Origin of the sequence: Streptomyces roseoviridis (assembly GCF_039535235.1) — a bacterium.
Lineage (GTDB): Bacteria > Actinomycetota > Actinomycetes > Streptomycetales > Streptomycetaceae > Streptomyces > Streptomyces roseoviridis.
On record NZ_BAAAWU010000001.1, the window covers coordinates 6,022,174 to 6,048,670 of the forward strand.

Below are 26,497 nucleotides of genomic sequence, written 5' to 3' on the forward strand. Positions count from 1 at the left end.
AGGAGGAGGACCACACACGACCGAGGTCGATGTGGGAGCGCGTGACCAGCCACTGCTGCGGATGCATGGCCCAAGTGGAGCAGGCATCCGTTTCCGCGTCAACCGTGATGAGACGTACGGCTCACACTGCGGACAGCCTTGACAGCGGGGCGTGTTGACCGCTTAGCCTCGACGAGCGGTTCGGGCTGAGGGGCCCGGTCCGTCTCCTGGCGCGTGAAGGCGCACTCCCGTGTTCGATCCGTCCCGGCATCCACGGAGCCTTCGCATGTCCGCGATCATCGCCAAAGCCCCCGCGCCCACCCCCGCCCCGCCCACCGAACCGGCGGAGCTGCGCATCGTCCCCGCCCGCCGCACCGGCCAGTGGACCGCCGCCGGTGCCGTCCTCGTCCTGGCCGTCCTCGGGGCGTACTCCGTCGTCACCAACCGGGCCTTCCAATGGGACGTGGTCGGCGACCACTTCACCTCCGCCGCCGTCCTTCGCGGCCTGGGCCTGACCCTGTGGCTGACCGCCGTCGTGATGGTCCTCGGCTTCGCCATCGGGACCCTGCTCGCCGTCCTCAGGCTCTCCGCCAACCCGGTGCTGCGGGCGGTCAGCTGGGCGTACGTGTGGTTCTTCCGCTCCACCCCGATCCTGGTGCAGCTGCTGTTCTGGTTCAACATCGGCGCCCTGTACCCGACCGTCCTCGGCGTCGAGACGGTCGACCTCCTCGGCCCCGTCTCCGTCGCCGTCATCGGCCTCACCCTCCACGAGGGCGCCTACGCCGCCGAGGTCGTGCGCGGCGGCATCCTCTCGGTCGACCGCGGCCAGATCGAGGCCGCCCAGTCCCTCGGGCTCGGCCGCCGGCGCCGGCTGACCCGGATCGTGCTGCCGCAGGCCATGCGCTCCATCGTGCCGCCCGCCGGCAACATGCTGATCGGCACCCTCAAGGGCACCTCGATCGTCTCCGTCATCGCCGTGCAGGACCTGCTCTACTCGGTGCAGCTCGTCTACCACCGCACCTACGAGGTCGTCCCGCTGCTCCTGGTCGCCACCGTCTGGTACGTCCTGGTCACCTCGGTCCTCAGCGTCGGACAGCACTACGTCGAGCGGCACTACGCGCGCGGCACGGCCGGGGCCGGCGCCCGATGAGCGCCGGGCTGCCCGCCCGGCGCCGCGCGATCGTCGTCGTCGGCGCCGGGCCCCGCGGCACCGGCTTCCTGGAACGGCTCGCCGCCAACGTGCCCGAGCTGTACGGGGGACCGGCCCCTGGACGTCCACCTCGTCGACCCGCATCCGGCCGGACCCGGCCGGATCTGGCGCACCGACCAGTCGCCGCTGCTGTGGATGAACTCGCGGGCCGGGGACGTCACCCTGTTCACCGACGAGACGGTGGAGATCGACGGGCCGGTTCGCCCCGGGCCCACCCTCGCCGAATGGGCCGGCCTCGACGGCGCCGTCTTCCCCGGCCGCCGCCGGCAGGGCGCCTATCTGCGCTGGGCCCACGAGCGGGCCCGGGCCGCCCTGCCGCCGTCGGTCACCGTCCACGAGCACCGCGCCACCGCGCTGCGCGTGGACGGCCCGCGCGACGGGCTCCAGCGGGTCCGGCTGGACGGACGGACCGCACCGCTCGTCGCCGACCTCGTGGTCCTCGCCCTCGGCCACCTCGACGCACGCCCCGACGCGCGGCAGCGGGAGCTCGCCCGCTTCGCCGCCCGCCACGGCCTCGTCCACCTGCCGCCCGACTTCACCGCCGACGCCGACCTGTCCGCCCTGCCGGCCGGCGAGCCGGTGCTGGTCCGCGGCTTCGGGCTGGCCTTCGTCGACCTCATGGTGCTGCTGACCGAGGGCCGGGGCGGGCGGTACGAGACGGTGGCGGGGCCCGAGGGCGAGCGGCTGGTGTACGTGCCGTCCGGCCGCGAGCCGGTGCTCCACGTCGGCTCGCGGCGGGGCGTCCCGTACCACTCCAAGATCGGCTACGAGCTCGACGGCGCACGGCCGCCGCTGCCGCGCTTCTTCGGGCCCGCCGAGGTCGACGCCCTGCTCGCGACGCCCGGCCCGCCCGACTTCCGGCGCGACGTGTGGCCGCTCGTCACCAAGGAGCTCGGCTGGGCCCACTACCACCGGCTCTTCACCGCCCACCCGGAGCGGACCGCGGTCGCGTGGCACGACTTCGAGGAGAAGTACGCCGCCGCGGCCCCGCTCTCGCCCGAACTGGACGCCCTCGTGGCCGCCGCCGTGCCCGACCCGGCCGACCGGCTGGACCCCGACGCCCTCGACCGCCCGCTGGACGCGGTGCGGTACGCCTCCGCCGAGGCCCTCCAGGAGGGCCTGCGCCGGTACGTCGCCGAGGACCTCGCCCGACGGCACGACCCCGCGCACAGCCCCGACCTGGCCGTCTTCGACGCCCTGCTCTCCGTCTACGGACAGCTGGCGCGGCTCGGCGACCTCGGCGACCCGGACAACTGGTGGCACGGTTTCTTCAGCTTCCTCGCCTCCGGTCCGCCCGGTTCCCGGTTGCGGCAGCTGCTCGCCCTCTCCGACGCCGGGCTCGTGCGCTTCCTCGGGGCCGGGACGACCGTCACGACCGACGAGGAGCGGGGCGTCTTCCGGGCCTCCTCCACGAGCCTGCCGGGGGAGTGGACCGAGGCCCGCGCCCTCGTCGAGGCCCGGCTGCCCGACCCCGCCCCGGAGCTGACCGGCAGCGCGCTGCTGCGCGCGCTGTACGAGGACGGGGCCCGCGCCACCGACGCCGGGCTGCTCGCCGTCGACCCCGGCGACGGCCGGGTCCTCGGGCGGGACGGCCGCCCGCACCCCCGGCGCTTCGCCCTCGGCCCGTACACCACCGCCCGTCTCGGCGGCGCCTTCACCCGGCCGCGCACCGGCGGCTTCGCCTTCCGCCAGAACGACCGGGCGGCGCGGGCCGCGCTGGTGTTCCTGCGCGGCCTGCCGGGCGCGTGACGCCACAGACCTTCCGTACGACACGACACGACGCGGCGCGGCGCGGCACGTCACGTCACGACACGACGTCAGGGGAGCACCCGATGAACACCACCACCGCCACCGCCACCGCCTCCGCGAGCACCCCCGACGGGGACGCCGTCAAGGTCCGCATCCGCGGCTTGCGCAAGAGCTTCGGCGCGCTGGAGGTCCTGCGGGGCGTCGACCTCGACGTCCGGCAGGGCGAGGTCACCGTCGTCCTCGGGCCCTCGGGCTCCGGCAAGTCCACGCTGCTGCGCACCGTCAACCACCTGGAGAAGCCCGACAGCGGATCCGTCAGCGTCGACGGCACCTTCGTCGGCTACCGCCGCTCCGGCGACAGGCTGTACGAGCTGCGCGAGCGGGAGGTGCTCCGCCAGCGCACCCGGATCGGCTTCGTCTTCCAGAACTTCCACCTCTTCCCGCACCTCACCGTCCTGGAGAACGTCGTCGAGGCACCGGTCTCCGCCCTGAAGCGCCCCCGGAAGCAGGCCGAGGCGGCCGCCCTGAAGCTGCTCGACCGGGTGGGGCTCGCCGACAAGGCCGGGGCCTATCCCCGCCGGCTGTCCGGCGGGCAGCAGCAGAGGGTCGCCATCGCCCGCGCGCTCGCCCTCGAACCGGACCTGCTGCTCTTCGACGAGCCGACCTCCGCACTCGACCCCGAGCTGGTCGGCGAGGTCCTCGACGTCATCGGGGACCTGGCCGCCGCCGGCACCACCATGATCGTCGTCACCCATGAGATCGGCTTCGCCCGCGAGGTCGCCGACACGGTGGTCTTCATGGACGGAGGGCGGATCGTCGAGCAGGGGCCGCCCGCCGAGGTCCTCGACAGCCCGCGTCACGAACGCACCCGTGCCTTCCTCTCCAAGGTGCTCTGACCGAAGCACCGTCCGACGGGCCTGCCCCGTACCGAGAACCGACCTGTGGAAGGGTGACCGGCATGAGCACGGATGACGTGGACCGGGGCGCGCGCGGCGACGATCCCCGGCAGGAGTGGCAGCAGTGGCACGAGCAGCGCACGGCGGCGGTGGCCTCGTCGTACGGACCGCTCTCGCTGACCGGCACGTACTGGCTCTCGGACGTCCCGGAAGGGCGAATTCCGGCCGTTCCGGGGGAGTGGCGGGCGGACGGTGACGAGGTCGTCCTTACCGCGGGCGCCGAGGACGGCATCACCGTCGACGGCAAGCCGCTGATCGGCACGGTCCGGCTGACCGCGGACCACGCGCCGATCCACGAGTCGCGGGTCGAGTCGGCCGGGAGGCGGCTCGTCGTGCTGCGCCGCGAAGGGGAGTGGGCGGTGCGGGACTTCGACCCCGAGTCGCCCGCGCGGCGCGCCTTCCGGGGCATCGTGGCCACGCCGTACGACGAGGAGTGGGTGCGGCCCGGCGTGTTCCGTCCGTACGCCGAGGACCGTCACGTACGGGTGGAGAACGCGGACGGCAAGGAGCGCGGGCTCGGTCTGGCCGGGGAGCTGGTCTTCGACCTGCACGGCGCCGAGCACAGCCTCCAGGTGGCGGTGGAGGCCGACGGCACCTTGTGGGCGGTCTTCGCGGACGCCACCAGCGGCCGGGACAGCTACCGCTTCCGTTTCCTGCGGCCGGCCGCGCCGGCGGCGGACGGCACGGTGACGGTGGACTTCAACCGGGCGCTGCTGCCGCCGTGCGCGTTCGCGCCGCACTTCATCTGCCCGTTCCCGCCACCGGGTAACACGCTGGACACGGCGGTCGCGGCGGGGGAGCGGCGGCCGGCCGAGGGCTGAGCCGGGCGTCCGGCCGGCGTCCGCTCAGGACGCAAGCGCGGCGGAAGCAGGGGCGGGGGCGCGGACGGAAGTGCGGACGGAAGTACGGGCGGAAGCAGGGGCGGGGGCGCGGACGGAAGTGCGGGCGGGGGCGGTGCGGGCCGACGGGGGGTCGCACCGCCCGCCCCGCAGGGGTCCGGGCGTACGGGCGGTCTTGTGCGTTTCGGTCACGGGGGCCAGTATCGCTCGCGGTGCATGTCAGGAACACGTCACCTGACGGTGCCTCATGGGCCCGCCACCCACGGGCTACTCCGCCGTACCCCGAAGGAGAACAGTGAGGACCACGCGCATCCGACTGCTCGCCGTCGCCGCCGCCGTCGCGGCAGCCACCGCCCTCGGTCTGCCCGGCGCCCAGGCCGCCCCCGCTCCCGGACCGGCGAGCGCGGCGGCGCTCGCCCGAGCCGACGCCGCCGTCCTGAAGGCGGACGTCGGCGGCACCGCCTGGTACGTCGACAAGGCCGCCGGCAGAGTCGTCGTCACCGTCGACTCCACCGTCTCCGAGGCCGGTCTCGCCAAGATCCGCCAGTCCGCCGGCGCCGACGCCGCAGCGCTGCGCGTCGAGCGCACCCCGGGCGTCTTCAAGCCCCTGCTCGGCCCCGGCGACGCCATCTACGGCAGCGGCTACCGCTGCTCGCTCGGCTTCAACGTGGTCGTCGGCGGCACGCCCCACTTCCTGACCGCCGGCCACTGCGGCAACGTCGTGAAGACCTGGTACGCCAACTCGGCCCAGTCCACGCTGATCGGCCCCACCGTCGGGTCCAGCTTCCCCGGCAACGACTACGCCCTGGTCCGCTACGACAACACCTCGCTCGGCCGCACCGGGGGCTTCACCGCCGCCGACGCCTACGTCGGCGAGCCGGTCAAGCGCTCCGGCTCCACCACCGGCACCCGCAGCGGCACGGTGACCGGCCTGAACGCCACCGTCCACTACTCCGGCGGCGGCACCGTGCGCGGCATGATCCAGACCAACGTCTGCGCCGAGCCCGGCGACTCCGGCGGCGCCCTCTACGACGGCGACAAGGCGCTCGGCATCACCTCCGGCGGAAGCGGCGACTGCTCCCGCGGCGGCACCACCTTCTACCAGCCGGTGCCCGAGGCGCTCGCCAAGTACCGGGCGACCCTGCTCTAGCCCACCCCGCTGCTCCGGAGCGTCCTGCTCCGACGCATCCCGCTGCACTGGAGCGTCCTGCTCCGGCGCATCCGCAGTCCGCGCAACTTCCCCGTGCTGCCCCTCGGATGAAGGCCCGTACGGCCGAAAGGCGCCCTTGCGGCGCGAAGTCGTACGGCCCGAGACTCCCCCACAGCGCCGGCCCCCGGCCGCGCCTCACGGGTCCGGCACCCCACTGCGGGCCCCCGATTCCCCTCTGGAGGAACGAAAAAGTGAGGACCAAGCGCACCACCCCCACGAGAACCGTCCGTCTGCTCGCGATCGCCGCCGGCCTCGCCGCCGCGGTCGGGCTCGCCGTCCCCGCCGCGAACGCCGAGAGCACCCAGACCTTCGGTGCCTCCCAGCTCGCCGCCGCGAGCGACGCCGTCCTGGCCGCCGACGTGGCGGGCACCGCCTGGCACACCGACGCCGCCACCGGGAAGGTCGTCGTCGCCGTCGACTCCACCGTCTCCCCGGCCGAGATCGCCACGATCAAGCGCCAGGCCGGTGCCCACGCCGGCGCGCTGAAGATCGAGCGCACGCCCGGCAGGATCAGCAAGCTCATCTCCGGTGGCGACGCCATCTACGCCTCCAGCTGGCGCTGCTCCCTCGGCTTCAACGTCCGCAACAGCGCGGGCGCCGACTACTTCCTCACCGCCGGCCACTGCACCGACGGCGCGGGCACCTGGTACGCCAACTCCGGCCGCACCACCGTGCTCGGCTCCACCACGGGCTCCAGCTTCCCCACCAACGACTACGGCATCGTCCGGTACACCAACACGTCGATCGCCAAGCCCGGCACCGTGGGTTCGCTGGACATCACCCGCGCCGCCGACCCGACCGTGGGCCAGTCCGCCTGCCGCCGCGGCTCCACCACGGGCACCCACTGCGGCAGCGTCACCGGCCTCAACGCGACCGTGAACTACGGCGGCGGAGACATCGTCTACGGCATGATCCGCACCAACATCTGCGCCGAGCCCGGTGACTCCGGCGGCGCGCTCTACTCGGGCAGCACGGCCCTCGGCCTCACCTCGGGCGGCAGCGGCAACTGCTCCTCGGGCGGCACGACGTTCTTCCAGCCCGTGACGGAGGCGCTGCGCGCCTACGGCGTCAGCGTGCACTGAGGGGCGGGAGACTCCCCCGACGCGGGGGTCCCCCGGTGACATGAGGGTCCCCCCGGCCGTCGCCCGGCCGGGGGGACCCTCGCGCGACGCAGGCGGCCTCAGGCCACCTCGGAGGCGATGCGCTCCGACTCCGGCGCGCGCCGCAGCGAGGACATCACCACGGTGACGGCCGTGCCGACGACCGCCCACGCCGACAGGACCAGCAGCGAGGCGGTCAGGTCGTTGCCCTTGAAGTACGCGATCGAGCGCGCCGCCCAGGTGCCCGCGCCCGGCGGCAGGGCCGGGCCGATCGCCTGCCAGAACGGCGGCAGCATCGGCAGCGGGAAGGCGCCGCCGGCGCTGGGGTTGCCGGCGACCACGACGAGCAGGATCGCCAGGCCGATGCCGACGATCCCGAAGAGCGACTGCAGGGCGAGGGTGGTGGCGCCGACCGCGAACACCACCAGGGTGCCCAGGCCCCACAGGGCGGCCACGCTGCCGGGCAGGGCGCCGAGGACCGGTCCGACGATCACCGCGCCGCCGAGGCCGCCGAGCGCCGAGTAGAGCGCGAGCGTCGCGAGCCGGATGACCGCCCGCTCCCGGTTGGCTGGCCGGGAACCGGCGCTGATCGCGAGGATCGCGGCGCAGATGTAACCGCCCACGCACCAGCCGATGACCAGGTAGAAGGCGGACAGGCCGTTGAAGTCGTGGGCGGAGGCGGGGGCCACGTCGACGGTCCGCAGCTCGCGCCGTTCGGCCGCCTCCAGCCGGGTGAACATCGTCTCCAGGGTCGCGGCGAGCACCTTGCCGCCGCCGGAGGCGACGAGCAGGGTGTCGGTGCGGCCCCTCGGGTCGACGACCAGGGCCCCGTCGATGTCCCGGTTCCTGATCTGCCGCGTCGCCTCGGCCTCGTCCGCGACCGTCCGGGGGTCGAGCGGCTCGCCGGGCAGCTTCTCGAGGCGTCCCATGAGGGCGGCCGCTGCCTGCTGGGGGGCGACCACGCCGAACGGCACGTCCTTCGGCTTCGGATCGTGCAGGGCCCCGACGTAGGAGGCGATGAACAGCAGTTGGAGGGCGAGGACGCCCAGGACGAGGAGGGCGGCTCGGGGGCTGACGGCGCTCTTCAGTTCGTCGACGAGACTCATGCCCCCACGCTCCGGGGCCGACGCCGTCGGCGCAGGCGGGACGGGGCCGAACGGCTGACCCGCCACGGTTATCGTACGGGCGTTCGAAATGCGTTACGCTGGATCCGAGGGGGTGGAACGTACGTACGAATTCGAGCGGGATCGCGGGAGGTGCGCATGGCGGGGTTCACGCATCTGCACACCGCGTCGGGCTTCTCCCTGCGCCACGGCGCCTCCCACCCCGCCCGCCTGGCCGAGCGCGCCGCCGAGCGCGGCATGGACGCCCTCGCCCTGACCGACCGCGACACCCTCGCGGGCACGGTCCGCTTCGCCAAGGCGTGCGCCGGCCACGGCGTCCGTCCGCTGTTCGGCGTGGACCTGGCGTACGTGCCGGCGGCCGGCCCCTCCGGCGACCCGCGCACCTCCGCGCGGCGCTCGCCCGTGCGCGGCGGCGCCTTCGTCGACGAGTCCGCGCCCCGCGCCGTCCTCCTCGCCCGCTCCCGCACCGGCTGGGCCGAGCTCTGCGCCCTCGTCACCGCCGCCCACGCCCACGCCGGCGAGGGGCAGCCCGTGCTGCCCTGGGCCGCCCACCGCGGCGAGGAGCTGTTCGTGCTGCTCGGGCCCGGCTCCGACGTCGGGCGCGCCCTCGCCGCCGGCCGCCCCGACCGGGCCGCGCGACTGCTTGCGCCCTGGCGCGAGCGCTACGGGGACGCCCTGTGCCTGGAGGTCGTGCACCACGGGCGCACCGGCACCGGGCCCGGCTCGCTGCGGCTCGCCGCCCGCACCGTCGGTTTCGCCGCCGAGCAGGGCGTCCGCCCGGTGCTCGGCAACGAGGTCCGGTACGCCGACCCCGGCCAGGGCCCCGTCGCCGACGTGCTCGACTCCGCCCGCCGCCTCGTCCCCGTCGACCCCCGTGCGGGGCTCGACAGCGGTGAGGCATGGCTCAAGGGGCCCGCCGACATGCTGGCCGCCGCCGAGCGGGTCGTCGAGGCGGCGGGCTTCCGCCGGGACGCGGCCCACCGGCTCCTGGAGCGGACCGAGGACGTCGCCGCCGCCTGCCTGGTGGACCCCGAGGACGACCTCGGCATGGGTTCCGCGCACTTCCCCGAGCCGTACCTGGTCGGCGCCGCCCACCGCACCGCCCAGCGCGTGCTGGCCTCCCGCGCCGCCGCCGGCATGGTCCTGAAGGGCTACGACCGCCGTCCCGACCGGCGCGTCTACTGGGACCGGATGCACCACGAGCTGGACATCATCGCCCACCACGGCTTCGCCAGCTACTTCCTCACCGTCGCCCAGGTCGTGGACGACGTACGGGAGATGGGCATCCGGGTGGCCGCCCGCGGCTCCGGCGCCGGCTCCCTCGTCAACCACCTCCTCGGCATCGCCCACGCCGACCCCGTCGAGCACGGCCTGCTGATGGAACGCTTCCTGTCCAAGCGCCGCACCGAGCTGCCCGACATCGACATCGACGTGGAGTCCGCCCGCCGGCTCGAGGTCTACCGGGCGATCATCGACCGCTTCGGCACCGAACGGGTCGCCACCGTCGCCATGCCCGAGACCTACCGGGTCCGCCACGCCGTACGGGACGTGGGCGCCGCCCTGTCCATGGACCCCGCCGAGACCGACCGGATCGCCAAGGCATTCCCGCACATCCGCGCCCGGGACGCCCGCGTCGCCCTCGCCGAACTGCCCGAGCTGCGCGCGATCGCGGAGGAGACCCGGGACCGCAAGAGGTTCTGGGAGCTGGTCGAGGCCCTCGACGCGCTGCCCCGCGGCGTCGCCATGCACCCCTGCGGCGTCCTCCTCTCCGACGCCTCGCTGCTCACCCGTACCCCCGTCGTGCCCACCAGCGGCGAAGGGCTGCCCATGTCGCAGTTCGACAAGGACGACGTGGAGGACCTCGGGCTGCTCAAGCTCGACGTCCTCGGGGTGCGGATGCAGTCCGCGATGGCGCACGCGGTCGCCGAGGTCGAGCGCGCCGGCGGCACCCGCCCGGACATCGACGCCATCCCGCCCGGCGACCCCGACACCTACCGGCTCATCCGCTCCACCGAGACCCTGGGCTGCTTCCAGATCGAGTCGCCCGGCCAGCGCGACCTGGTGGGCCGGCTCCAGCCCGAGAACTTCCACGACCTCGTCGTCGACATCTCGCTCTTCCGGCCGGGACCGGTCGCCGCCGACATGGTCCGCCCGTTCATCGCCGCCCGGCACGGGCGCGCCCCGGCCCGCTATCCGCACCCCGACCTGGAGGAGGTCCTGAAGGAGACGTACGGCGTCGTGGTCTTCCACGAGCAGATCATCGAGATCGTGCGGATCATGACGGGCTGCGGCCGCGACGAGGCCGACCAGGCCCGCCGCGGGCTCTCCCACCCCGAGGCGCAGGGTCGGATCAAGGCGTGGTTCGCCGGAACGGCGAAGCGGAGGGGGTACGAGGACGAGGTCGTCGCCCGCACCTGGGAGATCGTCGAGGCCTTCGGCTCGTACGGCTTCTGCAAGGCGCACGCGGTGGCCTTCGCCGTGCCGACCTACCAGTCGGCCTGGCTCAAGGCCCACCACCCGGCCGCCTTCTACGCCGGGCTGCTCACCCACGACCCCGGCATGTACCCGAAGCGGCTGCTGCTCGCGGACGCCCGGCGGCGCGGGGTGCCCGTGCTGCCGCTGGACGTGAACCGGTCGGGAGTCGCCCATCACATCGAACTGGTGTCCGGAGGTGGTGAGGAGAAGTGGGGGCTCCGGCTCGGCCTCACCGACGTCCACGGCATCAGCGAGACCGAGAGCGCCCGCATCGAGGCCGGACAGCCCTACGCCTCCCTGCTCGACTTCTGGGAGCGGGCCCGCCCCCGCAAACCCGTCGCCGAACGGCTCGCCCAGGTCGGCGCGCTCGACGCGTTCGGCGCCAACCGGCGCGACCTGCTGCTCCACCTGACCGAACTCCACCGCCTCCAGCGCGGCGCCGCCTCCCACGGCGGCCAGCTCCCCCTCGCCCAGGGACGGAAGACCGCCCCCGTCGGCCTGCCCGACCTCGACGAGAGCGAACGGCTCAGCGCCGAACTGGGCATCCTCGGCATGGACGCCTCCCGCCACCTCATGGGCGACCACGGGGCCTTCCTGCGCGAGCTCGGGGTGATCTCCGCCGAGCGGCTGCGCTCGGCCCGGCACGGCCAGACCGTCCTGGTCGCCGGCGCCAAGGCGGCCACCCAGACCCCGCCGATCCGCTCCGGCAAGCGGGTCATCTTCACCACCCTCGACGACGGCACCGGCCTGGTCGACCTCGCCTTCTTCGACGACTCCCACGCGGCCTGCGCCCACACCGTCTTCCACTCCTGGCTGCTGCTGGTCCGGGGCGTGGTGCAGCGGCGCGGACCGCGCAGCCTCAGCGTGGTCGGCTCCGCCGCCTGGAACCTCGCCGAGCTCGCCGAACTGCGGGCGGAGGGCGGCCTGGAGGCGGTGGGGGAGCGGCTGGCCGAACGGCCCGGGACCGAGACCCCAAAGGAGGGCGACTCCGGACGGCGGATCACCCTGCCCACCGGCTACACGATGAACCCCTGGGCCGACCTCCGGCCGGCCGGGGAAGGCGCCGTGACACCGCCGCGGAAGCTGTGGCACAGCAGTCCGGGGAGCGCGGGATGATCCTCTGTGTGCGGTTCCGGCTGGAACCCACGGGAGAAGTGATGCTCCCTCAGCTGCTCGACCTGCTGCGGGAGTTCACCCCCGTCGTCGAGGCGTGCCCGCCCGGCGAGGCACTCGCCGACGTGCGCGGCGCGCTGCGCTACTTCGGCTGGGGCCCCGCCGAACTCGCCTCCGTCGTCCGGGTCAGGGCGCTGGCCCTCTACGGGGTCGACTGCGTGATCGGCGCCGGCCCCAACCCGATGCTGGCCCGGATGGCGGCCCGCGAGGCCCGGCCCGGCGCCACCCTGGTCGTCGAGGACCCGGCGGCCTTCCTGCGCGACCGCCCCGTCGTCGCCCTCGACGGCGTCGGCCGCGCCACCGCCCGCACCCTGTGCGGCTACGGTCTCGACTCCGTCGGCCGGGTCGCGGACGCGCCGCTCGCCGTGCTCCAGCGGCTGGTCGGCGCCAGGCCCGGCCGCGAGCTGTGGGAGCGGGCGCGGGGCATCGACCGCACCCCCGTCGTCCCCGGCGAGGTCTCCCGCTCCCTCGCGGCCGAACGCTCCTTCCTGCACGACGAGCTGGACACCGGCGAACACCGCAGGGCACTGCTCTCGCTCACCGAGGAGCTGGGGGCCCGTATGCGGACCGAGGGGCAGGTCTGCCGCTCCCTGACCGTGACCGTGCGCTACGCGGACCGCACCACGTCCAGCCGGACCCGTACGCTGCGCGAACCGACCGCGCACTCCGCCGAGCTCACCGCGCTCGCGTACGCGATCCACGCCTCCTTCGGGTTCCAGCGGGCCCGGGTGCGCGGCATCGCGCTGCGCGCCGAGGGCCTGGCGCCCGCCGAGGGCGCCGCCCACCAGCTGACCTTCGACCCGGCGGACGACAAGGCCCGGCGCATCGAGGAGGTCGCCGACCGGGCCCGGGCGAAGTTCGGCCCGAGGGCGGTGCTGCCGGGCTCGCTGGCGGCCTGAACCGCACGCCGGCGCGTACGGATACGACACGCCACTTTTTACCGACGCGTAACTTCCCACCGAACGCTACCCGTGCGTAGCTTGACGGGAAGCGCATCCCCACTTGTGGTCCGGACCGCAGGGCGTACAGCACCTCTCCCCTGAGAGTTCCCTTGAGCCGCAAGGAGATCGCCCGATGCTGCCCCGGAACCCCTGGAAGCGCGTCGTCAGAGCGCTGTCCGTACTCCTGCTGACCGCCGCCGCCACCCTCGCGCCCACCGCCGCCGCCCACGCCGACACCACCGCCGCCGCCCCCAGCCGTGGCTGGAACGACTTCTCCTGCAAGCCCTCCGCCGCGCACCCCCGCCCCGTCGTCCTCGTCCACGGCACCTTTGGCAACTCCGTCGACAACTGGCTGGTCCTCGCCCCCTACCTGGTCAACCGGGGCTACTGCGTCTTCTCCCTGGACTACGGGCAGTTGCCGAACGTGCCGTTCTTCCACGGCCTCGGCCCCATCGCCGACTCCGCCGGGCAGCTCGACGCCTACGTGGACCGGGTCCTCGCCGCCACCGGCGCCCGAGAGGCGGACCTCGTCGGCCACTCGCAGGGCGGCATGATGCCCCGCTACTACCTCAAGTTCCTCGGCGGTGCCGAGAAGGTGAACACCCTCGTCGGCATCGCCCCCGACAACCACGGCACCACTCTGCTCGGACTCACCGCGCTGCTGCCGCACTTCCCCGGCGCCGAGGACCTCATCAGCGCCAACACCCCGGGCCTCGCCGACCAGATCGCCGGATCGGCGTTCCTCACCAAGCTCAACGAGGGCGGCGACACCGTGCCCGGCGTCCGCTACCACGTCATCGCGACCCAGTACGACCAGGTCGTCACCCCGTACCGCTCGCAGTTCCTGTCCGGCCCCGGCGTCACCAACGTCCTCATCCAGGACAAGTGCGCGCTCGACCTGTCCGAGCACGTGGCGATCGGCACCGTGGACCGGGTCACCTTCCACGAGGTGGCCAACGCCCTCGACCCGGCCCACGCGACCCCGACCACCTGCCTGTCGGTCCTCGGCTAGCGGGACGACCTGCGGCGCGCCGTGGCGAAGAGCACGGTGGCGCCGATCCCGAGCACGGCGGCGCCGCCCATCGCCAGATACGGCACGGCGGCGTCGCCACCGGTCTCCGCGAGCTCCTCGCCCTGCGTGTTCGGGGCGTTCGGCGTGCCGGGGGCCGGCGCGGTCGTGACGGGCGCGGTCGCCGTCGGCACCTCGGCCGTCGGGGCGTTCGCGGTCGGGGCGGCGGGCGCGCCGCTCGGGGCGGTGTGTCCGCCGTGCCCGGCGTGCCCCGCGGTGGAGTGCGCGGTCGGGGTCCCGGACGGCGCCTCGGACGGGGCGCTCGGCTCCGGCGCCTCCGTCGGTGCGGTGTCCTGCCCGAAGACCACGTCCGAGCAGGTGTAGAACGCCTCGGGCGAGTCGGAGCGCTGCCAGACCGAGTAGATCAGGTGGCGCCCCGACCTCTTCGGCACCGTGCCCGTGAACACGTAGTCGCCGTTCTCCATCCGGGGGTCGGTTGCCGTGGCGAACGGCTTCTCCTCCAGGTCCGACCACGCGAGCGGCTTCGACGGGTCGTAGCCGTCCTTCGTCACGTACAGCGCGAAGGACCCCCGGTGCGGAGCGGTCCCCTTGTAACGGAAGGTGTGCGGGCCGGAGTTCATCCGGCTCGCCGGCCAGTCGGCGCGGGCCAGGTCGAGGCCCCGGTACTTCTCGTTGCCGGCGCTGCACAGCTCGCCGTCCGGGATCAGCTCGCGGTGCCGGCCGGCCGCGTTCCCGATGTTCACCCCGTTCCAGTCGTAGAACGCCTGGGTCCCGCTCGCCGCCACCGCCGCCTTGCACGCCGCCGAATCCGGACTCTCCGGACCCTCCGCGAAGCAACCCGCGACCCGGCTGACGGGATCGGTCATCGACCCGTGCGCGACGGCGGTGGGCGCCAGGGCGAGTCCGGACAGGAACAGGGCGGCGGCGCCCGCGGTGGCGCTCGTACGGCGTGCGGTCATGGGGGCACGACTCCTTCACGAGGGTGGGTGTGTGGGGGTCGCCCAGCAAACTAGCCCTCGCACAAGGCGCGTCCGGGCCCGGAGAGCGGCCACGGACGATCCTTATGGTCGCGTTAAGGAGCCTCTAAGCGGCACCACAGACAGTGCCGCCCGCCCCGTCCCCGACCGCCCGTCAGCCCACCGCCCGTCAGCCCACCGGCCGGTAGCGCCGCTCCGGCCGCCCCGTGCCCCCGTACCGCAGCGTCACCTCCGCGCGGCCCGTCTGCGCGAAGTACTCCAGGTAGCGGCGCGCGCTGACCCGGGACAGCGAACCGGCCTCGGCGCACTCACTGGCCGACACGCCCTCCGGACGGGACCGCAGGACCGAGTCGACCAGCTCCGCCGTGTGCGCGGCCAGGCCCTTCGGGAGCTCGCGGGAACCACGCGGACGGGCGCCGAAGATCTGGTCGACGTCCTCCTGGCGCGCCTCCGCCCGCGCCAGCTCGTCCAGCCGGCCCTGCAGCGAGGCCACGTGCCGCAGCTGCTCCTGCAACGCGGCCTGGCTGAAGGGCTTGATCAGATAGTGCAGGGCCCCGGCCCGCAGCGCCGAACGGATCGTGTCGACGTCCCGCGCCGCCGTGATGAACAGCGCGTCCGTCGACAGCCCCGCCGCCCGCAGCTCGCGCAGCACCGCGATCCCGTCCATGTCGGGCAGGAAGATGTCCAGCAGCACCAGGTCCGGCCGCAGCCGGTGCGCGGCCCGCAGCGCCTCGGCGCCGCCGTGCGCGACCCCGACCACGTCGAAGCCCGGCACCGCCGCCACATAGCGGCAGTGCAGCCTGGCCACCATGAAGTCGTCGTCGACCACCAGCACCTTCGTCACGCCGACAAGGTAGGACGTGACCACAACGACCACAACGTCCGTTGATTGCGGAAGAGAGACAGCTTGTTCACGCGCGGGCAACATGTGGGCCACCTCACACCTCCATCCCTTCCTCCCTCCGAGAGGCGGCACCGTTGCGTCTGCGCACCCCACTCGCCCTGCTCGGGGCGGCTCTCCTCGTGCTCGTGGGGCCACCGCTGCTCACCCCCGGCAGCGGCTCCGACACCGGCACGCGGATACCCGGCCTGCGCTTCATGGTCCCCAACACTCCCGGCGGCGGTTACGACATCACCGCCCGCACCGCCGCCAAGAACGCCGAGGACGCCGGGCTCACCTCCGGCATCGAGGTCTTCAACCTGCCCGGCGCCGGCGGCACCGTCGGCCTCACCCGGCTCGTCGGCGAGCGCGGCAACGGCAAGCTGGCGATGTCCATGGGCCTCGGCGTGGTCGGAGCCGTCCACACCAACAAGACCCCGCGGACCCTCGCCGACACCACCCCGATCGCCCGGCTCACCATGGAGCAGGGCATCGTCGTGGTCGGCAAGGACTCCCCGTACCGGACCCTCCAGGACCTCCTCGCCGCCTGGCGGAAGAACCCCGGCAAGGTGCCGGTGGGCGGCGGCTCCTCGCCCGGCGGGCCCGACCACCTGGCCCCCATGCTGATGGCCCGCGCCGCCGGCATCGCACCGAAGAGCGTCAACTACGTGCCCTTCGACGGCGGCGGAGAGCTGCTCGCCTCCATCCTCGGCGACAAGGTCGCCTTCGGCGTCTCGGGCGTCGGCGAGTACCTCGACCAGATCAGGTCCGGGGAGCTGCGGCTCCTCGCCGTCACCGGCGCCGAGCGCGTCCCCGGACTCGACGCGCCCACCCTGCGCGAGGCCGGTCTCGACACCGAGTTCATCAACTGGCGCGGCGTCGTCGCCCCGCCCGGCCTCACCGACGCCGAACGCGACAAGCTCGTCGGGCTCCTCACCGAGCTGCACGGCACCCCGCAGTGGCGCGAGTCGCTGAAGAAGAACGGCTGGAACGACGCCTTCCTGCCCGGCGAGGAGTTCGGCACCTTCCTCACGGCGCAGAACGAGCAGGTCGCCTCCGTCCTGAAGGAGCTCGGACTGTGACCACACCGCCCCCCTCACGAAGGTCCTGGCTGCGCGAGCACTCCGAGCTCGGCGTCGGCGTCGTCCTGCTGCTCCTCGGCGTCCTCGTCCTCGCCGACGCCCTGACGATGGCCGTGGACGTCGGCGGGCGCGGCCCCGTCGGCCCCCGCACCGTCCCCCTCGTCGTCGGCGCCGGCCTGCTCCTGGTCGCCGCCCTCCTCACCGTCGACGTGCTCCGCGGCGGCCGGGGCGAGGCCGAGGGCGGCGAGGACGTCGACCTGTCCGAACCGGGCGACTGGCGCACCGTCCTCCTCCTCGCCGGTGTCTTCCTCGGCTTCGCCGCCCTCATCGGCCCCGTCGGCTTCCCCGTCGCCGGCGCCCTGCTCTTCTGGGGCGCGGCCTACGCCCTCGGCAGCCGCCACCTCCACCGCGACCCGCTGATCGCGGCCGCGCTCTCCCTCGCCACCTACGTCGTCTTCGACCACCTCCTCGGGGTCCCGCTGCCCGGCGGCCCGCTGATGGGAGTGCTCTGACCCATGGACTCTCTGAACTCCCTGCTCGACGGCTTCGGCACCGCGCTCACCCCGATGAACCTGCTGTGGGCCGCCGTCGGCGTCCTCCTCGGCACCGCCATCGGCGTGCTGCCCGGCATCGGCCCCGCCATGGCCGTCGCCCTGCTGCTCCCCGTCACCTACGGACTCGAACCGACCGGCGCGTTCATCATGTTCGCCGGCATCTACTACGGCGCCATGTTCGGCGGCTCCACCACCTCGATCCTGCTCAACACCCCCGGTGAGAGCGCGGCGGTCGTCGCCGCCATCGAGGGCAATCCCATGGCCAAGGCCGGCCGCGGCGCCCAGGCGCTCGCCGCCGCCGCCATCGGCCACTTCGCCGGCGGCCTGGCCGGCACGATCCTGCTCGTCGCCCTCGCCCCGACCGTCGCCGCGCTCGCCGTCGGCATCGGCGCCCCCGACTACCTCGCCCTGATGGTCCTCGCGTTCATCGCGGTGACCTCGGTCCTCGGCTCCTCCCGCATCCGCGGCCTCGCCTCGCTGCTCATCGGCCTCACCCTCGGCCTGGTCGGGCTCGACCAGATGACCGGCCAGCAGCGCCTCACCTTCGGCTCGCTCCAGCTCGCCGACGGCATCGACGTCGTCATCGTCGCGGTCGGCCTGTTCGCGATCGGCGAGGCCCTGTGGGTCGCCGCCCGTCTGCGCCGCACCGCCGTCCGGCCCATCCCGGTCGGCCGGCCCTGGCTCGGCCGGGACGACGTCCGGCGCACCTGGAAGGCATGGCTGCGCGGCCCGCTCATCGGCTTCCCGTTCGGCGCCATCCCGGCCGGCGGCGCGGAGATCCCCACCTTCCTGTCGTACGTCACGGAGAAGCGCCTGTCGAAGCACAAGGACCAGTTCGGCAAGGGCGCCATCGAGGGCGTCGCGGGCCCCGAGTCCGCCGCCTCCGCCTCGGCCGCCGGCACCCTCGTGTCCATGCTCACCCTCGGCCTGCCGACGACCGCGGTCGCCGCCGTGATGCTGGCCGCCTTCCAGCAGTACGGCATCCAGCCGGGCCCGCTGCTCTTCGAGCGCGAACCCGAGCTGGTCTGGGGCCTGATCGCCTCGCTCTTCGTCGGCATGGTGCTGCTGCTCGCGCTCAACCTGCCGCTCGCGCCGCTCTGGGCCAGGCTGCTCCGCATCCCCCGCCCGTACCTCTACGCCGGCATCCTGTTCTTCGCCGCCGTGGGCGCGTACGCGGTCGGCGGCGAGGCCCTCGACCTGGTGATCCTGCTGGTCATCGGCCTCATCGGGCTCGGCATGCGGCGCTACGGACTGCCCGTCCTGCCCGCCGTCATCGGCGTCATCCTCGGCCCGGCCGCCGAGCAGCAGCTGCGCCGCGCCCTCCAGATCAGCGACGGCTCGCCGACGGGCCTGGTCGACACCCCGTTCTCCGTGACCGTGTACGCGGTCGTGGTGCTCCTGCTCGCCTGGCCGCTGCTGCGGAAGGCCCTCAAGGGGCGTCGTACCGTGGGGACATGACACAGCACATCCGTCTCGCCGCGACCCCCGACGTACCGCGGGTGAAGGCCGTGACCGACGCGGCCTATCACCACTACATCGAACGGATCGGCCTCGTGCCGGCCCCGATGGAGGCGGACCACGCGGCGGACGTGGCCGCGGGCAGGGTGTTCGTCACCGGAGAGCCGGTGGCCGGCCTCGTCGTCGTCAGGACCGAGGCCGATCACCTGTACCTCGACAACATCGCCGTCCACCCGGACGCCCAGGGCACCGGCCTCGGCCGGTGCCTGCTGGCCTTCGTGGAGTCCCGCGCCCGCGAACTCGGCCTGCCTGAGGTGCGGCTCCTCACCAACGCGATGATGTGGGAGAACCAGAAGATCTACGAGCGGTACGGGTACGAGGTCACCGAGCGCCGGCAGGACGGCCCGTACGACCGTATTCATTACCGGAAAGTGCTCAACTCGCCCCCAATGGGGTGAGTTTCGGACAAAGAGCGGCTCGATCCGGTATCCCTGGCGGCAGCACCCCACCCCCCACCCCGAAGGGAAGCACCGCCATGCGCGTTCGTCTCGCCCTCGCCGGCGCCCTGCTGGCCACCGCCGCCGCCACCGCCCCGACCGCCCACGCCGGAGCGGGCGACGGCCTGTCCGTCGACCCGCAGGGCACCGTCGCGAAGGACGGTACGGTCACCCTCTCCGGCTCTTACCGCTGCATGGACGACAGCGCCGGTCCGGTCTTCGTCAGCTCCACGCTGGTCCAGGGCGACCGCTCCACCGGCATCGGCGGCACCCGGGCCATCTGCGACGGGGTGGTCCACGGCTGGACCAACAGCGCCGTCGTGAAGGAGCCGGGCTACCGGAGCGGCGCGGCCCGGGTGGAGGCCACGCTGATGCAGCTCACCGCCCACGGGCCGCTGGGCATGCCGCTGCCCGGCTTCCTCGCCGTCGAGGAGGCGGACGTCACGCTCGGCTGAGCAGCCGGACGATCCCGTCCCGGCCGAGGCCCGCCAGCTCGTCGAGGGCGAGCCGGGCCCGGTCGGCCGCCTCCGGGTCGGCGGCCGCGAGCCCGCTCGCCGCGAACTCGTCCTCGTCGAGCCGCAGCACCTCGGTCCCGTCCGCCGACACCCACAGGTCCAGGTCGAGGTCCTCGACCACGACCTCGGTGCCGTCGACGACGGCCGGCCGGGTCACGTCGCAGTACCAGCCCTTGAGCGTGCCGTCACCGGAGCGGACCTCCTTCACCGCGTACCACCGGTCGCGCCAGTAGTGCTCGGTGAAGACGTCACCCGGCTCGAAGCGCACGAAGCCGAAGTCCCGTACGCCCTCCGCCGCCCACGGGGCGCGGACCGTCAGCCGCACCCCGTCGTCGGCGACGAGCACGGCCGGATACCGGATCTTCGTCCGGCCCGCCTTGACGAGCGTGACCCGGGCCGTCGGCTCAGCCGAGGGTACGGACATGGCGCACCTCCGTCGCGCGGATCTCGTAGCCGAACCACCGGTTGACGGCCAGCATCGGCCCGTTCCCGGCGTCGTTGCCGGTCAGCGCCTCGGTGCAGCCGGCCGCGCGGGCCCGGTGCAGGGAGTCGTTCTTCACCAGCTTGGCCAGGCCGCGGCCCCGGTGGGCCGGGTGGGTGCCGGTCATGCCCGAGCCGTAGCGGCCCAGACCGTCGGTGCGGGCCGCGCTGAACGCGACGGGACGGCCGTCGGCGACGGCGACCGTCGTCAGCGCCAGGTCGTTCAGCGGATGGTTCCAGGTCGTCGCCAGCCAGTGCGCGTAGTCGTCGAGCACGGCGTCCACGTCACCGGGCTCGTCGGCCGTGGTCACCGCGTCCAGCTCGAACAGCGGGCGCGGGTCGGCGGCGAAGTCGGCCGCCGTGCGCAGCTCCACCCCGGCGGGCGGCTCCTGGAGCGGCGGCAGCACGGCCGTCGTCAGGTCGAGCCGCAGGAAGTGGGCCGAACGGCTGCCCCGGTAGCCGTGCCGCTCGGCGAAGGCGCGGAAGCCCGGCTCGTCCAGGACCCAGCTGTACAGGGTGGTCGCCCCGGCCCCCGCGAGGTGCTCCTCGGCCGCGCGCAGCAGCAGCGCCCCGGCGCCGAGGCGGGTGTGGTCCGGGTGGACGAACACGTTGACGACGGCGCTGCCCGGCTCGGGTGACTCGTGGGCCAGGGACACCTCGGCGGTGCCGACGATCTCCCCGTCGACCTCGGCGACCAGCGGACGGTTGTGCGCGTCGGGATGGGCGTGCGCCCAGTCGTGGGCGACCTGCCGGGCGGTCGCGAGCATCCAGGGCAGTGCGGCGCGCCGGACCCGGGCGTAGCCCTCGGCGTCCGCCGGGTCCTCGGGTCGTGCGTCACGGACGATCACTGTCATGGCCCCGCACGCTATGCGCCGGGCGGGCGCGACCGCCTCCCATTTTCCCGTGGTACGGGTGCACAATCGGGCGGTGACGCTTCGAATCAGCGTGGATTCCCGTTCCACCACCGCTCCCTACGAACAACTGCGTGCCCAGATCTCACAGAGCGCCCGTTCCGGCGAGCTGCCCGTCGGCTACAAGCTCCCGACGGTCCGCGGCCTGGCGGAGGACCTCGGACTCGCGGCGAACACGGTCGCCAAGGCGTACAAGGCGCTGGAGGCGGACGGCGTGATCGAGACCCGTGGCCGCAACGGCACCTTCATCGCGGCCGCCTCCGACGCGGCCTCCCGTCTGGCGGCGACCGCGGCGGCCGCGTACGCCACGGAGGCGCGCCGGCTCGGCCTGACCCACGAGGCGGCACAGGCCGCGGTGGCCGAGGCGCTGCGGGCGACGTACGAGACCTGACGGACCCTTCCCTTCAGGAGTCCTGCGGACAGGTCCCGTCAGGAGTCCTCCGGACACCTGCGGGCAGGCGCCCGTCAGGAGCCCTCCGGACACCTACAGATAGAGGCCCGAGTCCGTCGCCCGGGGGTGCGGCATGTCGACGCCCGGCGTCCCGCGGCGCAGCGCGAAGAGCTCCGCCAGCGTGGCGCCGTCCCGGCCCACCCCCTCCTCGCGGCCCAGCCACGTCACCGCCTCGGCCCGGGTCAGCCGCCCCACCTCGACGCGGGCCAGGCAGCGGCCGGGGCGGACCACGGCCGGGTGGAGGCGCTCCAGGTCCTCGTTGGTGGTGACGGCGACGAGGACGTTGCGGCCCTGACCGAGCAGACCGTCCGTCAGGTTGAGCAGCCGGGACAGCGCCTGCCCGGCCGCGTGCTTGGCCTCGCCCCGGATCAGCTCGTCGCAGTCCTCCAGGAGCAGCAGGCGCCAGCGTCCCCGGGGCGTGCCCTCGTCCTCGCCGATCGCGATGTCCATCAGGTAGCCGACGTCGCTGAAGAGGCGCTCCGGGTCGAGGACGCAGTCGACCTGGCACCAGTCGCGCCAGGAGCGGGCCAGGGTGCGCAGGGCGGAGGTCTTGCCGGTGCCGGGCGGCCCGTGGAGCAGCAGCAGCCGGCCCGTGATGTCGTCCGGGGTGACGGCCATCAGCCGGTCCATCGCGTCGGCGACCGGCGCCGTGTAGTTGGGCCGGATCTCCTCCCAGGTGCCGGCGCCGATCTGACGGGTGGTGCGGTGCGGGCCGCGCCGGGGCGACACGTACCAGAAGCCCATCGTGACGTTCTCCGGCTGCGGTTCCGGTTCGTCCTTCGCGCCGTCCGTGGCCTCCTTCAGGACCCGTTCGGCCAGTTCGGGCTCGGTCGCCGTGACGGTGACGTCGGCGCCCCGGCTCCAGCGGGAGACCAGCAGGGTCCAGCCCTCGCCCTCGGCGAGGACGGCGCTGCGGTCGTCGTCCTTCGCGGCCCGCACGACCCTGGCGCCCGAGGGCAGCAGGGTCGCGGACGGCTTCACCCGGTCCAGGCTGGTGCTGTGGGCGTGCGGCTGCTCGCCGGTGGCGAAGCGGCCGAGGAACAGCGCGTCCACGACGTCGGACGGCGAGTCGCTGTCGTCGACGTTGAGCCGGATCGGCAGCGCGTGCCGGGGATCGGCCGGTACCTCTGGGGTGGCTGACATGGCGCCCATGATCCGGCACGGGGCCATCGGCCGCACGGTTTTTCCACCACGGCACGCGCGACGACCCGAGTGGCTTGTTCCCGACGGTTTCTGAGGGCAATTCAGGGGAACACGACGTCGATTATTGGCATGGACACTTCCAGAGCCCCGGATCCGCTGCTACTACCTGGTAACGCAGAGATCCTGCTACAGGGAGGTTCCATGAGACTGTCCCGGTTCACGGCCCTTTCGTCCTCACTGCTCCTCGGTGCCGTCCTCGCCCTCACCGGGGCGGGAGCCGCCCAGGCCGCCGAGACCGCCGCCCTCGACTACGTGGCCCTCGGTGACTCGTACTCGTCGGGCGTCGGCGCCGGCAGCTACGACAGCGCGAGCGGCAACTGCAAGCGCTCCACCAAGGCCTTCCCCGTGCTCTGGAAGAACGCGAACGCCCCCTCCTCCTTCGCGTTCACCGCGTGCTCGGGCGCCCGAACGGGTGATGTCACGGCCAATCAGCTCGGACCGCTCTCCACCGCCACCGACCTGGTCTCCCTCACCGTCGGCGGCAACGACGCCGGTTTCGCGGACGTCATGACCACCTGTGTCACCCAATCCGAATCCGCCTGCATCAGCCGTATCAATCAGGCCAAGGCGTACGTCGACTCCACCCTGCCCGGCAAGCTCGACTCGGTGTACTCCGCCATCCGCGGCAAGGCCCCCAACGCCCGTGTCGTCGTCCTCGGCTACCCCCGCTTCTACAAGCTCGACGGCAGCTGCGTCGCCGGTCTGAGCGAGAACGAGCGGCGCGCCATCAACGACGCCTCCGACTACCTCAACGCGGCCACCGCCAAGCGCGCCGCCGACCACGGCTACACCTTCGCGAGCGTCGTCCCGTCCTTCACCGGCCACGAGATCTGCTCGGGCGCGGCATGGCTGCACAGCGTCAACTGGCTCAACATCGGCGAGTCCTACCACCCCACCGCCGCCGGCCAGTCGGGCGGCTACCTGCCGCCGTTCAACGCGGCGGACGGCGCGTAGCCGCACCGCCCGCCCCCGGGGAGGCGGTCCCCTCCGACGGTGTCGCCGACGACGGCGGGGCCGACGGCGGCGGGGCCGTCTCCGTACAGCTCACCGAGAACGCGACCCAGTTGGACTGGCGGTCGACCGGGTCGCGGACCTCCATCCGGATCCGGTCGCTCACCTCCGCGCCCGCCGGGTGGCCCGACTGCGTGAGCGTCACCTGCCGCTCGGCCGGACCGCCCTCCGGGAACTCCAGCGTCCGCCACCGCGGGTCCCCCGCCTCACCGCTCTCCGTGACCCAGCGGTACGAGACGGTGGCCGGCGTCCGGTCCACCGTGACCGTCGCCGTGAACGCGGGCGCTTCTCCCTCCGGCGGCGGACACGGACCCTCGTAGCTGTCCCGCACCGGCCGCACGAACAGCAGCACCGACACCGGCGGAGTCGTCGGCGGGCTCGGCGAGGCGGTCGTCGGCGCCGTCGTGGGCGCGGCCGTCGTGGGCTCCGGCGTCGTCGGCGTCGCGCTCGTCGTGGCCGGCGGCACCACCGGAGTGCCGTCCGGGCCGGTGTCCCGCAGGGCCGCGTACGTGAGGGCGCCCGCCAGCAGGAGCAGCGCGGCGAGCACGGCGAACAGCACCGGCCCCCGCCGCGACCGGCGCGGCTGCGGCCCCGGTCCGGACGCGGGCAGGGGAGCGGTCGTCCCGGGGCCCACGGGCCCGGTGGGCTCCAGGTCCTCGTCCCGGAAGCCGGCGGGCAGGGGCCCCAGGACCGGGGCCGTCAGCCGCTCCGTACGCGGGGTGCCGCCCGCTCCGACCAGCCGCAGCTGTTCCTCCGCGGCCTCCGCCGACAGCCGCTGCTCCGGATCCTTGCGCAGCAGCCCCTCGATCACGGGGGCCAGCGGCCCGGCGTGCGCCGGTGGCGCGGGCTCCTCGTCGACCACCGTGCGCAGGGTGTCGAGCGCGGTCTCCCGGCGGAACGGCGAGACACCCTCCACGGCGGCGTACAGAAGCACGCCGAGGGACCACAGGTCGGCCGCGGGCCCCGGCGTGCGCCCCAGCGCGCGTTCGGGCGCGAGGTACTCGGGCGAGCCGATGAGCTCGCCGGTCATCGTCAGCGGCGAGGTCCCCGCGACGGCCGCGATCCCGAAGTCGGTGAGAACCGCCCGGCCGTCGTTGGACAGCAGGACGTTGGCCGGTTTCACGTCCCGGTGCAGCACCCCCGCCGCGTGCGCGGCCCGCAGCGCCCCGACCACCTCGGCGCCCACGTGCGCCGCCCGCCGCGGCGGCAGCGGGCCCTCCGCCTCCAGCGTCTCGGCCAGGGTCAGACCCCGGACCAGCTCCATCACGATCCAGGGGCGGTCGTCGTCCAGGGCCACGTCGTAGACGGTGACGACGTTGCGGTGGGTGATCCGGGCCGCCGACCTGGCCTCGCGCTCCAGCCGGGCGTACAGCCGCTCGCGGTCCTCGGACGGGAGACCGGCGGGGGCCCGGACCTCCTTGACGGCGACCTCCCGGCCCAGGAGCTCGTCCCTGGCCCGCCAGACGGTGCCCATACCGCCCTCGCCGAGCACGTCGAGCAGCCGGTAACGACCCGCGATGAGCGTCATCACTCCACGGTAACCGAGCCGACGGATTTTTGGTGGCGGAGATCACACCCGGTCGAAGCACCGCTGGTGGGGGCCGCCCGGGCAGGATGGTTCGTGACGGTTCGACAGGTGTTCGATCGTTGTCCAACTCACCCTGGAAGCAGACGGATTCGGACAGTGATCGTCAACCCCCGTACGCGAGCGGTGAATCCTGCGGCCGGAATGCACGGGTGTCGTAACGGAGCGATAGGGTTAACCTGCCCGGGCCGGGTGCCCTCGTACGGGTGGGGAGTGACATGGAACAGATAACGATGCGCAGCAGGCCGCGTGTGCCTGCCATCACCTGCGGGAGCAGCGCGACCAGTTCGCGGCTCGACCGCCATCTCGCGGTGCTCGGCGGTCCCGCCGTGCCGCAGCGCGAGGCGGCCGAGGCGACGCTGCTCATGCGGGAACTGACGACGCGTACGCGCGAGGTGCCGGTGCACGGCCACCGCAGCCGCAGCTCGCGGGTCTCGCTCTTCGCCCCGCTGCGCCGGCTGCGCCGCTCGCTCTTCGGCAACCACGGCTGACGGGCCGTCCGGGACGGGCTCCCGCGTACCCCGACGCACCACCCCCGCCCGCGCCCGACCGGCCCCCGGCCCGCTCCTGACCACTCGCCGGACGTGTCCCCGCCCGTCCGGCGCTTCTTCCTGCCCGGTCCACCCGGACCGCCGCCGAGGTGTCAGGCGCGGGCGTGGCGCCGCACCGCCGCCGGCGCGCACAGCGCGATCAACGCCAAAGGCCCGGGGCATCCTGCGCCGCCACCCGTGGGTGATCCGCCTGATGACCACCGGCCACGCCTTCGGCCCCGACGCCCTGCGCTTCCTGGAGCACTGCCTGGAGTGCCTCGACGGACTCGACCTGCCCGGCGGCACCACGACGGAACTGATCGCCACGGTCAACGGCACCGTGATGACCCTCGTGGCCAACGAACTCGCCCTCGCCGAACGGGCCCGCTCCCTGCCGTGGTCCGAGGAGCGCGAACAGGCCCTGCGCCGGGCCTATCTGGCGAGCCGCCTGGCCACCGGCGCCTACCCGCACCTGACCGCCGTCTTCACCGAGGCCGCCCCGCCGCCCGACGCGGAGGAGGTCTTCGCCCGCACGGTCGACCGGGTCCTCGACTCCTTCGTGAAGAGCTGACCGCCG

24 protein-coding genes and 1 pseudogene are annotated in these 26,497 nt (G+C 73.8%); 18 read left to right on the plus strand and 7 right to left on the minus strand.

The features are described from left to right. Positions 1–265: 265 nt before the first annotated feature. The 6 genes and pseudogenes from ABD954_RS27200 to ABD954_RS27225 all read left to right on the plus strand — a co-directional run bounded on the left by ABD954_RS27200 (position 266) and on the right by ABD954_RS27225 (position 7,025). Positions 266–1,129: an amino acid ABC transporter permease gene (locus tag ABD954_RS27200; protein WP_345489853.1), complete on the plus strand. Its 864-nt coding sequence runs from the start codon at positions 266–268 to the stop codon at positions 1,127–1,129. Then, positions 1,126–2,938 (plus strand): annotated as a pseudogene (locus ABD954_RS27205) (FAD/NAD(P)-binding protein). The gene ABD954_RS27200 and the pseudogene ABD954_RS27205 overlap by 4 nt, the downstream one beginning before the upstream one ends. 83 nt (positions 2,939–3,021) lie before the next feature. Continuing rightward, positions 3,022–3,834, plus strand: coding sequence for an amino acid ABC transporter ATP-binding protein (locus ABD954_RS27210; protein WP_345489855.1), 813 nt, complete (start codon positions 3,022–3,024; stop codon positions 3,832–3,834). Between the two features lie 62 nt (positions 3,835–3,896). Next, positions 3,897–4,715 carry a DUF1684 domain-containing protein gene (locus ABD954_RS27215; RefSeq protein WP_345489857.1) on the plus strand — a complete coding sequence of 273 codons (819 nt, stop codon included), beginning with the start codon at positions 3,897–3,899 and terminating at the stop codon, positions 4,713–4,715. Between the two features lie 313 nt (positions 4,716–5,028). Next, positions 5,029–5,883 (plus strand): S1 family peptidase, encoded by an 855-nt coding sequence (locus ABD954_RS27220; RefSeq protein ID WP_345489859.1) that lies wholly within the window; start codon positions 5,029–5,031, stop codon positions 5,881–5,883. A gap of 251 nt (positions 5,884–6,134) precedes the next feature. Further along, positions 6,135–7,025, plus strand: a complete 891-nt coding sequence (locus ABD954_RS27225; protein ID WP_345489861.1) for a S1 family peptidase — start codon at positions 6,135–6,137, stop codon at positions 7,023–7,025. 98 nt (positions 7,026–7,123) lie between these two features. On the opposite strand, the gene ABD954_RS27230 is transcribed toward ABD954_RS27225, so the two are convergent. Beyond that, positions 7,124–8,149 (minus strand): ABC-2 transporter permease, encoded by a 1,026-nt coding sequence (locus ABD954_RS27230; protein ID WP_345489863.1) that lies wholly within the window; start codon positions 8,147–8,149, stop codon positions 7,124–7,126. Between the two features lie 156 nt (positions 8,150–8,305). On the opposite strand from ABD954_RS27230, the gene ABD954_RS27235 reads away from it, so the two are divergent. The 3 genes from ABD954_RS27235 (at position 8,306) to ABD954_RS27245 (ending at position 13,768) form a co-directional block, all read left to right on the plus strand. After that, positions 8,306–11,758 carry a DNA polymerase III subunit alpha gene (locus ABD954_RS27235; RefSeq protein WP_345489865.1) on the plus strand — a complete coding sequence of 1,151 codons (3,453 nt, stop codon included), beginning with the start codon at positions 8,306–8,308 and terminating at the stop codon, positions 11,756–11,758. Then, the gene (locus ABD954_RS27240; RefSeq protein ID WP_345489867.1) at positions 11,755–12,714 is read left to right on the plus strand and encodes a DNA polymerase Y family protein; all 960 of its coding nucleotides are present in this window, start codon (positions 11,755–11,757) and stop codon (positions 12,712–12,714) included. The genes ABD954_RS27235 and ABD954_RS27240 overlap by 4 nt, the downstream gene beginning before the upstream one ends. A gap of 175 nt (positions 12,715–12,889) precedes the next feature. Beyond that, positions 12,890–13,768 (plus strand): esterase/lipase family protein, encoded by an 879-nt coding sequence (locus ABD954_RS27245; protein WP_345489868.1) that lies wholly within the window; start codon positions 12,890–12,892, stop codon positions 13,766–13,768. On the opposite strand, the gene ABD954_RS27250 is transcribed toward ABD954_RS27245, so the two are convergent. Both ABD954_RS27250 and ABD954_RS27255 read right to left on the minus strand, forming a co-directional pair. Then, entirely contained in the window at positions 13,765–14,745 is a 981-nt protein-coding gene (locus tag ABD954_RS27250) for a lytic polysaccharide monooxygenase (protein WP_345489870.1), read from the minus strand. The genes ABD954_RS27245 and ABD954_RS27250 overlap by 4 nt on opposite strands. 187 nt (positions 14,746–14,932) lie before the next feature. Beyond that, the gene (locus ABD954_RS27255; RefSeq protein ID WP_345489872.1) at positions 14,933–15,607 is read right to left on the minus strand and encodes a response regulator; all 675 of its coding nucleotides are present in this window, start codon (positions 15,605–15,607) and stop codon (positions 14,933–14,935) included. Between the two features lie 134 nt (positions 15,608–15,741). Between ABD954_RS27255 and ABD954_RS27260 the strand changes: the two genes are divergently transcribed. The 5 genes from ABD954_RS27260 to ABD954_RS27280 all read left to right on the plus strand — a co-directional run bounded on the left by ABD954_RS27260 (position 15,742) and on the right by ABD954_RS27280 (position 19,689). After that, a complete protein-coding gene (locus tag ABD954_RS27260) occupies positions 15,742–16,725 on the plus strand; it encodes a Bug family tripartite tricarboxylate transporter substrate binding protein (RefSeq protein WP_345489874.1) in 984 nt (327 codons plus the stop codon). Then, positions 16,722–17,237: a tripartite tricarboxylate transporter TctB family protein gene (locus ABD954_RS27265; RefSeq protein WP_345489876.1), complete on the plus strand. Its 516-nt coding sequence runs from the start codon at positions 16,722–16,724 to the stop codon at positions 17,235–17,237. The genes ABD954_RS27260 and ABD954_RS27265 overlap by 4 nt, the downstream gene beginning before the upstream one ends. A 3-nt stretch (positions 17,238–17,240) precedes the next feature. Continuing rightward, positions 17,241–18,737, plus strand: a complete 1,497-nt coding sequence (locus ABD954_RS27270) for a tripartite tricarboxylate transporter permease (RefSeq protein WP_345489878.1) — start codon at positions 17,241–17,243, stop codon at positions 18,735–18,737. Continuing rightward, entirely contained in the window at positions 18,734–19,195 is a 462-nt protein-coding gene (locus ABD954_RS27275) for a GNAT family N-acetyltransferase (protein WP_345489880.1), read from the plus strand. Before ABD954_RS27270 ends, ABD954_RS27275 begins: the two co-directional genes overlap by 4 nt. A gap of 77 nt (positions 19,196–19,272) precedes the next feature. Further along, a complete protein-coding gene (locus tag ABD954_RS27280) occupies positions 19,273–19,689 on the plus strand; it encodes a DUF6299 family protein (RefSeq protein ID WP_345489883.1) in 417 nt (138 codons plus the stop codon). Here the strand turns inward: ABD954_RS27280 and ABD954_RS27285 are convergent. Next, positions 19,676–20,173, minus strand: coding sequence for a ribonuclease FAU-1 family protein (locus tag ABD954_RS27285; protein ID WP_345489885.1), 498 nt, complete (start codon positions 20,171–20,173; stop codon positions 19,676–19,678). The genes ABD954_RS27280 and ABD954_RS27285 overlap by 14 nt on opposite strands. Then, positions 20,154–21,083: a GNAT family N-acetyltransferase gene (locus ABD954_RS27290; protein ID WP_345489887.1), complete on the minus strand. Its 930-nt coding sequence runs from the start codon at positions 21,081–21,083 to the stop codon at positions 20,154–20,156. The genes ABD954_RS27285 and ABD954_RS27290 overlap by 20 nt, the downstream gene beginning before the upstream one ends. A gap of 73 nt (positions 21,084–21,156) precedes the next feature. Between ABD954_RS27290 and ABD954_RS27295 the strand changes: the two genes are divergently transcribed. Beyond that, positions 21,157–21,531: a GntR family transcriptional regulator gene (locus tag ABD954_RS27295; RefSeq protein ID WP_345489889.1), complete on the plus strand. Its 375-nt coding sequence runs from the start codon at positions 21,157–21,159 to the stop codon at positions 21,529–21,531. Positions 21,532–21,624: 93 nt separating this feature from the next. On the opposite strand, the gene ABD954_RS27300 is transcribed toward ABD954_RS27295, so the two are convergent. Beyond that, positions 21,625–22,743 carry a DUF5925 domain-containing protein gene (locus ABD954_RS27300; RefSeq protein ID WP_345489891.1) on the minus strand — a complete coding sequence of 373 codons (1,119 nt, stop codon included), beginning with the start codon at positions 22,741–22,743 and terminating at the stop codon, positions 21,625–21,627. 192 nt (positions 22,744–22,935) lie between these two features. On the opposite strand from ABD954_RS27300, the gene ABD954_RS27305 reads away from it, so the two are divergent. After that, positions 22,936–23,748, plus strand: coding sequence for an SGNH/GDSL hydrolase family protein (locus ABD954_RS27305; RefSeq protein ID WP_345489893.1), 813 nt, complete (start codon positions 22,936–22,938; stop codon positions 23,746–23,748). Here ABD954_RS27305 and ABD954_RS27310 read toward each other — a convergent pair. Continuing rightward, positions 23,726–25,333: a serine/threonine-protein kinase gene (locus ABD954_RS27310; RefSeq protein WP_345489895.1), complete on the minus strand. Its 1,608-nt coding sequence runs from the start codon at positions 25,331–25,333 to the stop codon at positions 23,726–23,728. The genes ABD954_RS27305 and ABD954_RS27310 overlap by 23 nt on opposite strands. Positions 25,334–25,608: 275 nt before the next feature. On the opposite strand from ABD954_RS27310, the gene ABD954_RS27315 reads away from it, so the two are divergent. After that, positions 25,609–25,881, plus strand: coding sequence for a hypothetical protein (locus ABD954_RS27315; RefSeq protein WP_345489897.1), 273 nt, complete (start codon positions 25,609–25,611; stop codon positions 25,879–25,881). A gap of 76 nt (positions 25,882–25,957) precedes the next feature. Further along, entirely contained in the window at positions 25,958–26,491 is a 534-nt protein-coding gene (locus ABD954_RS27320) for a TetR/AcrR family transcriptional regulator C-terminal domain-containing protein (protein ID WP_345492500.1), read from the plus strand. Positions 26,492–26,497: the final 6 nt, after the last annotated feature.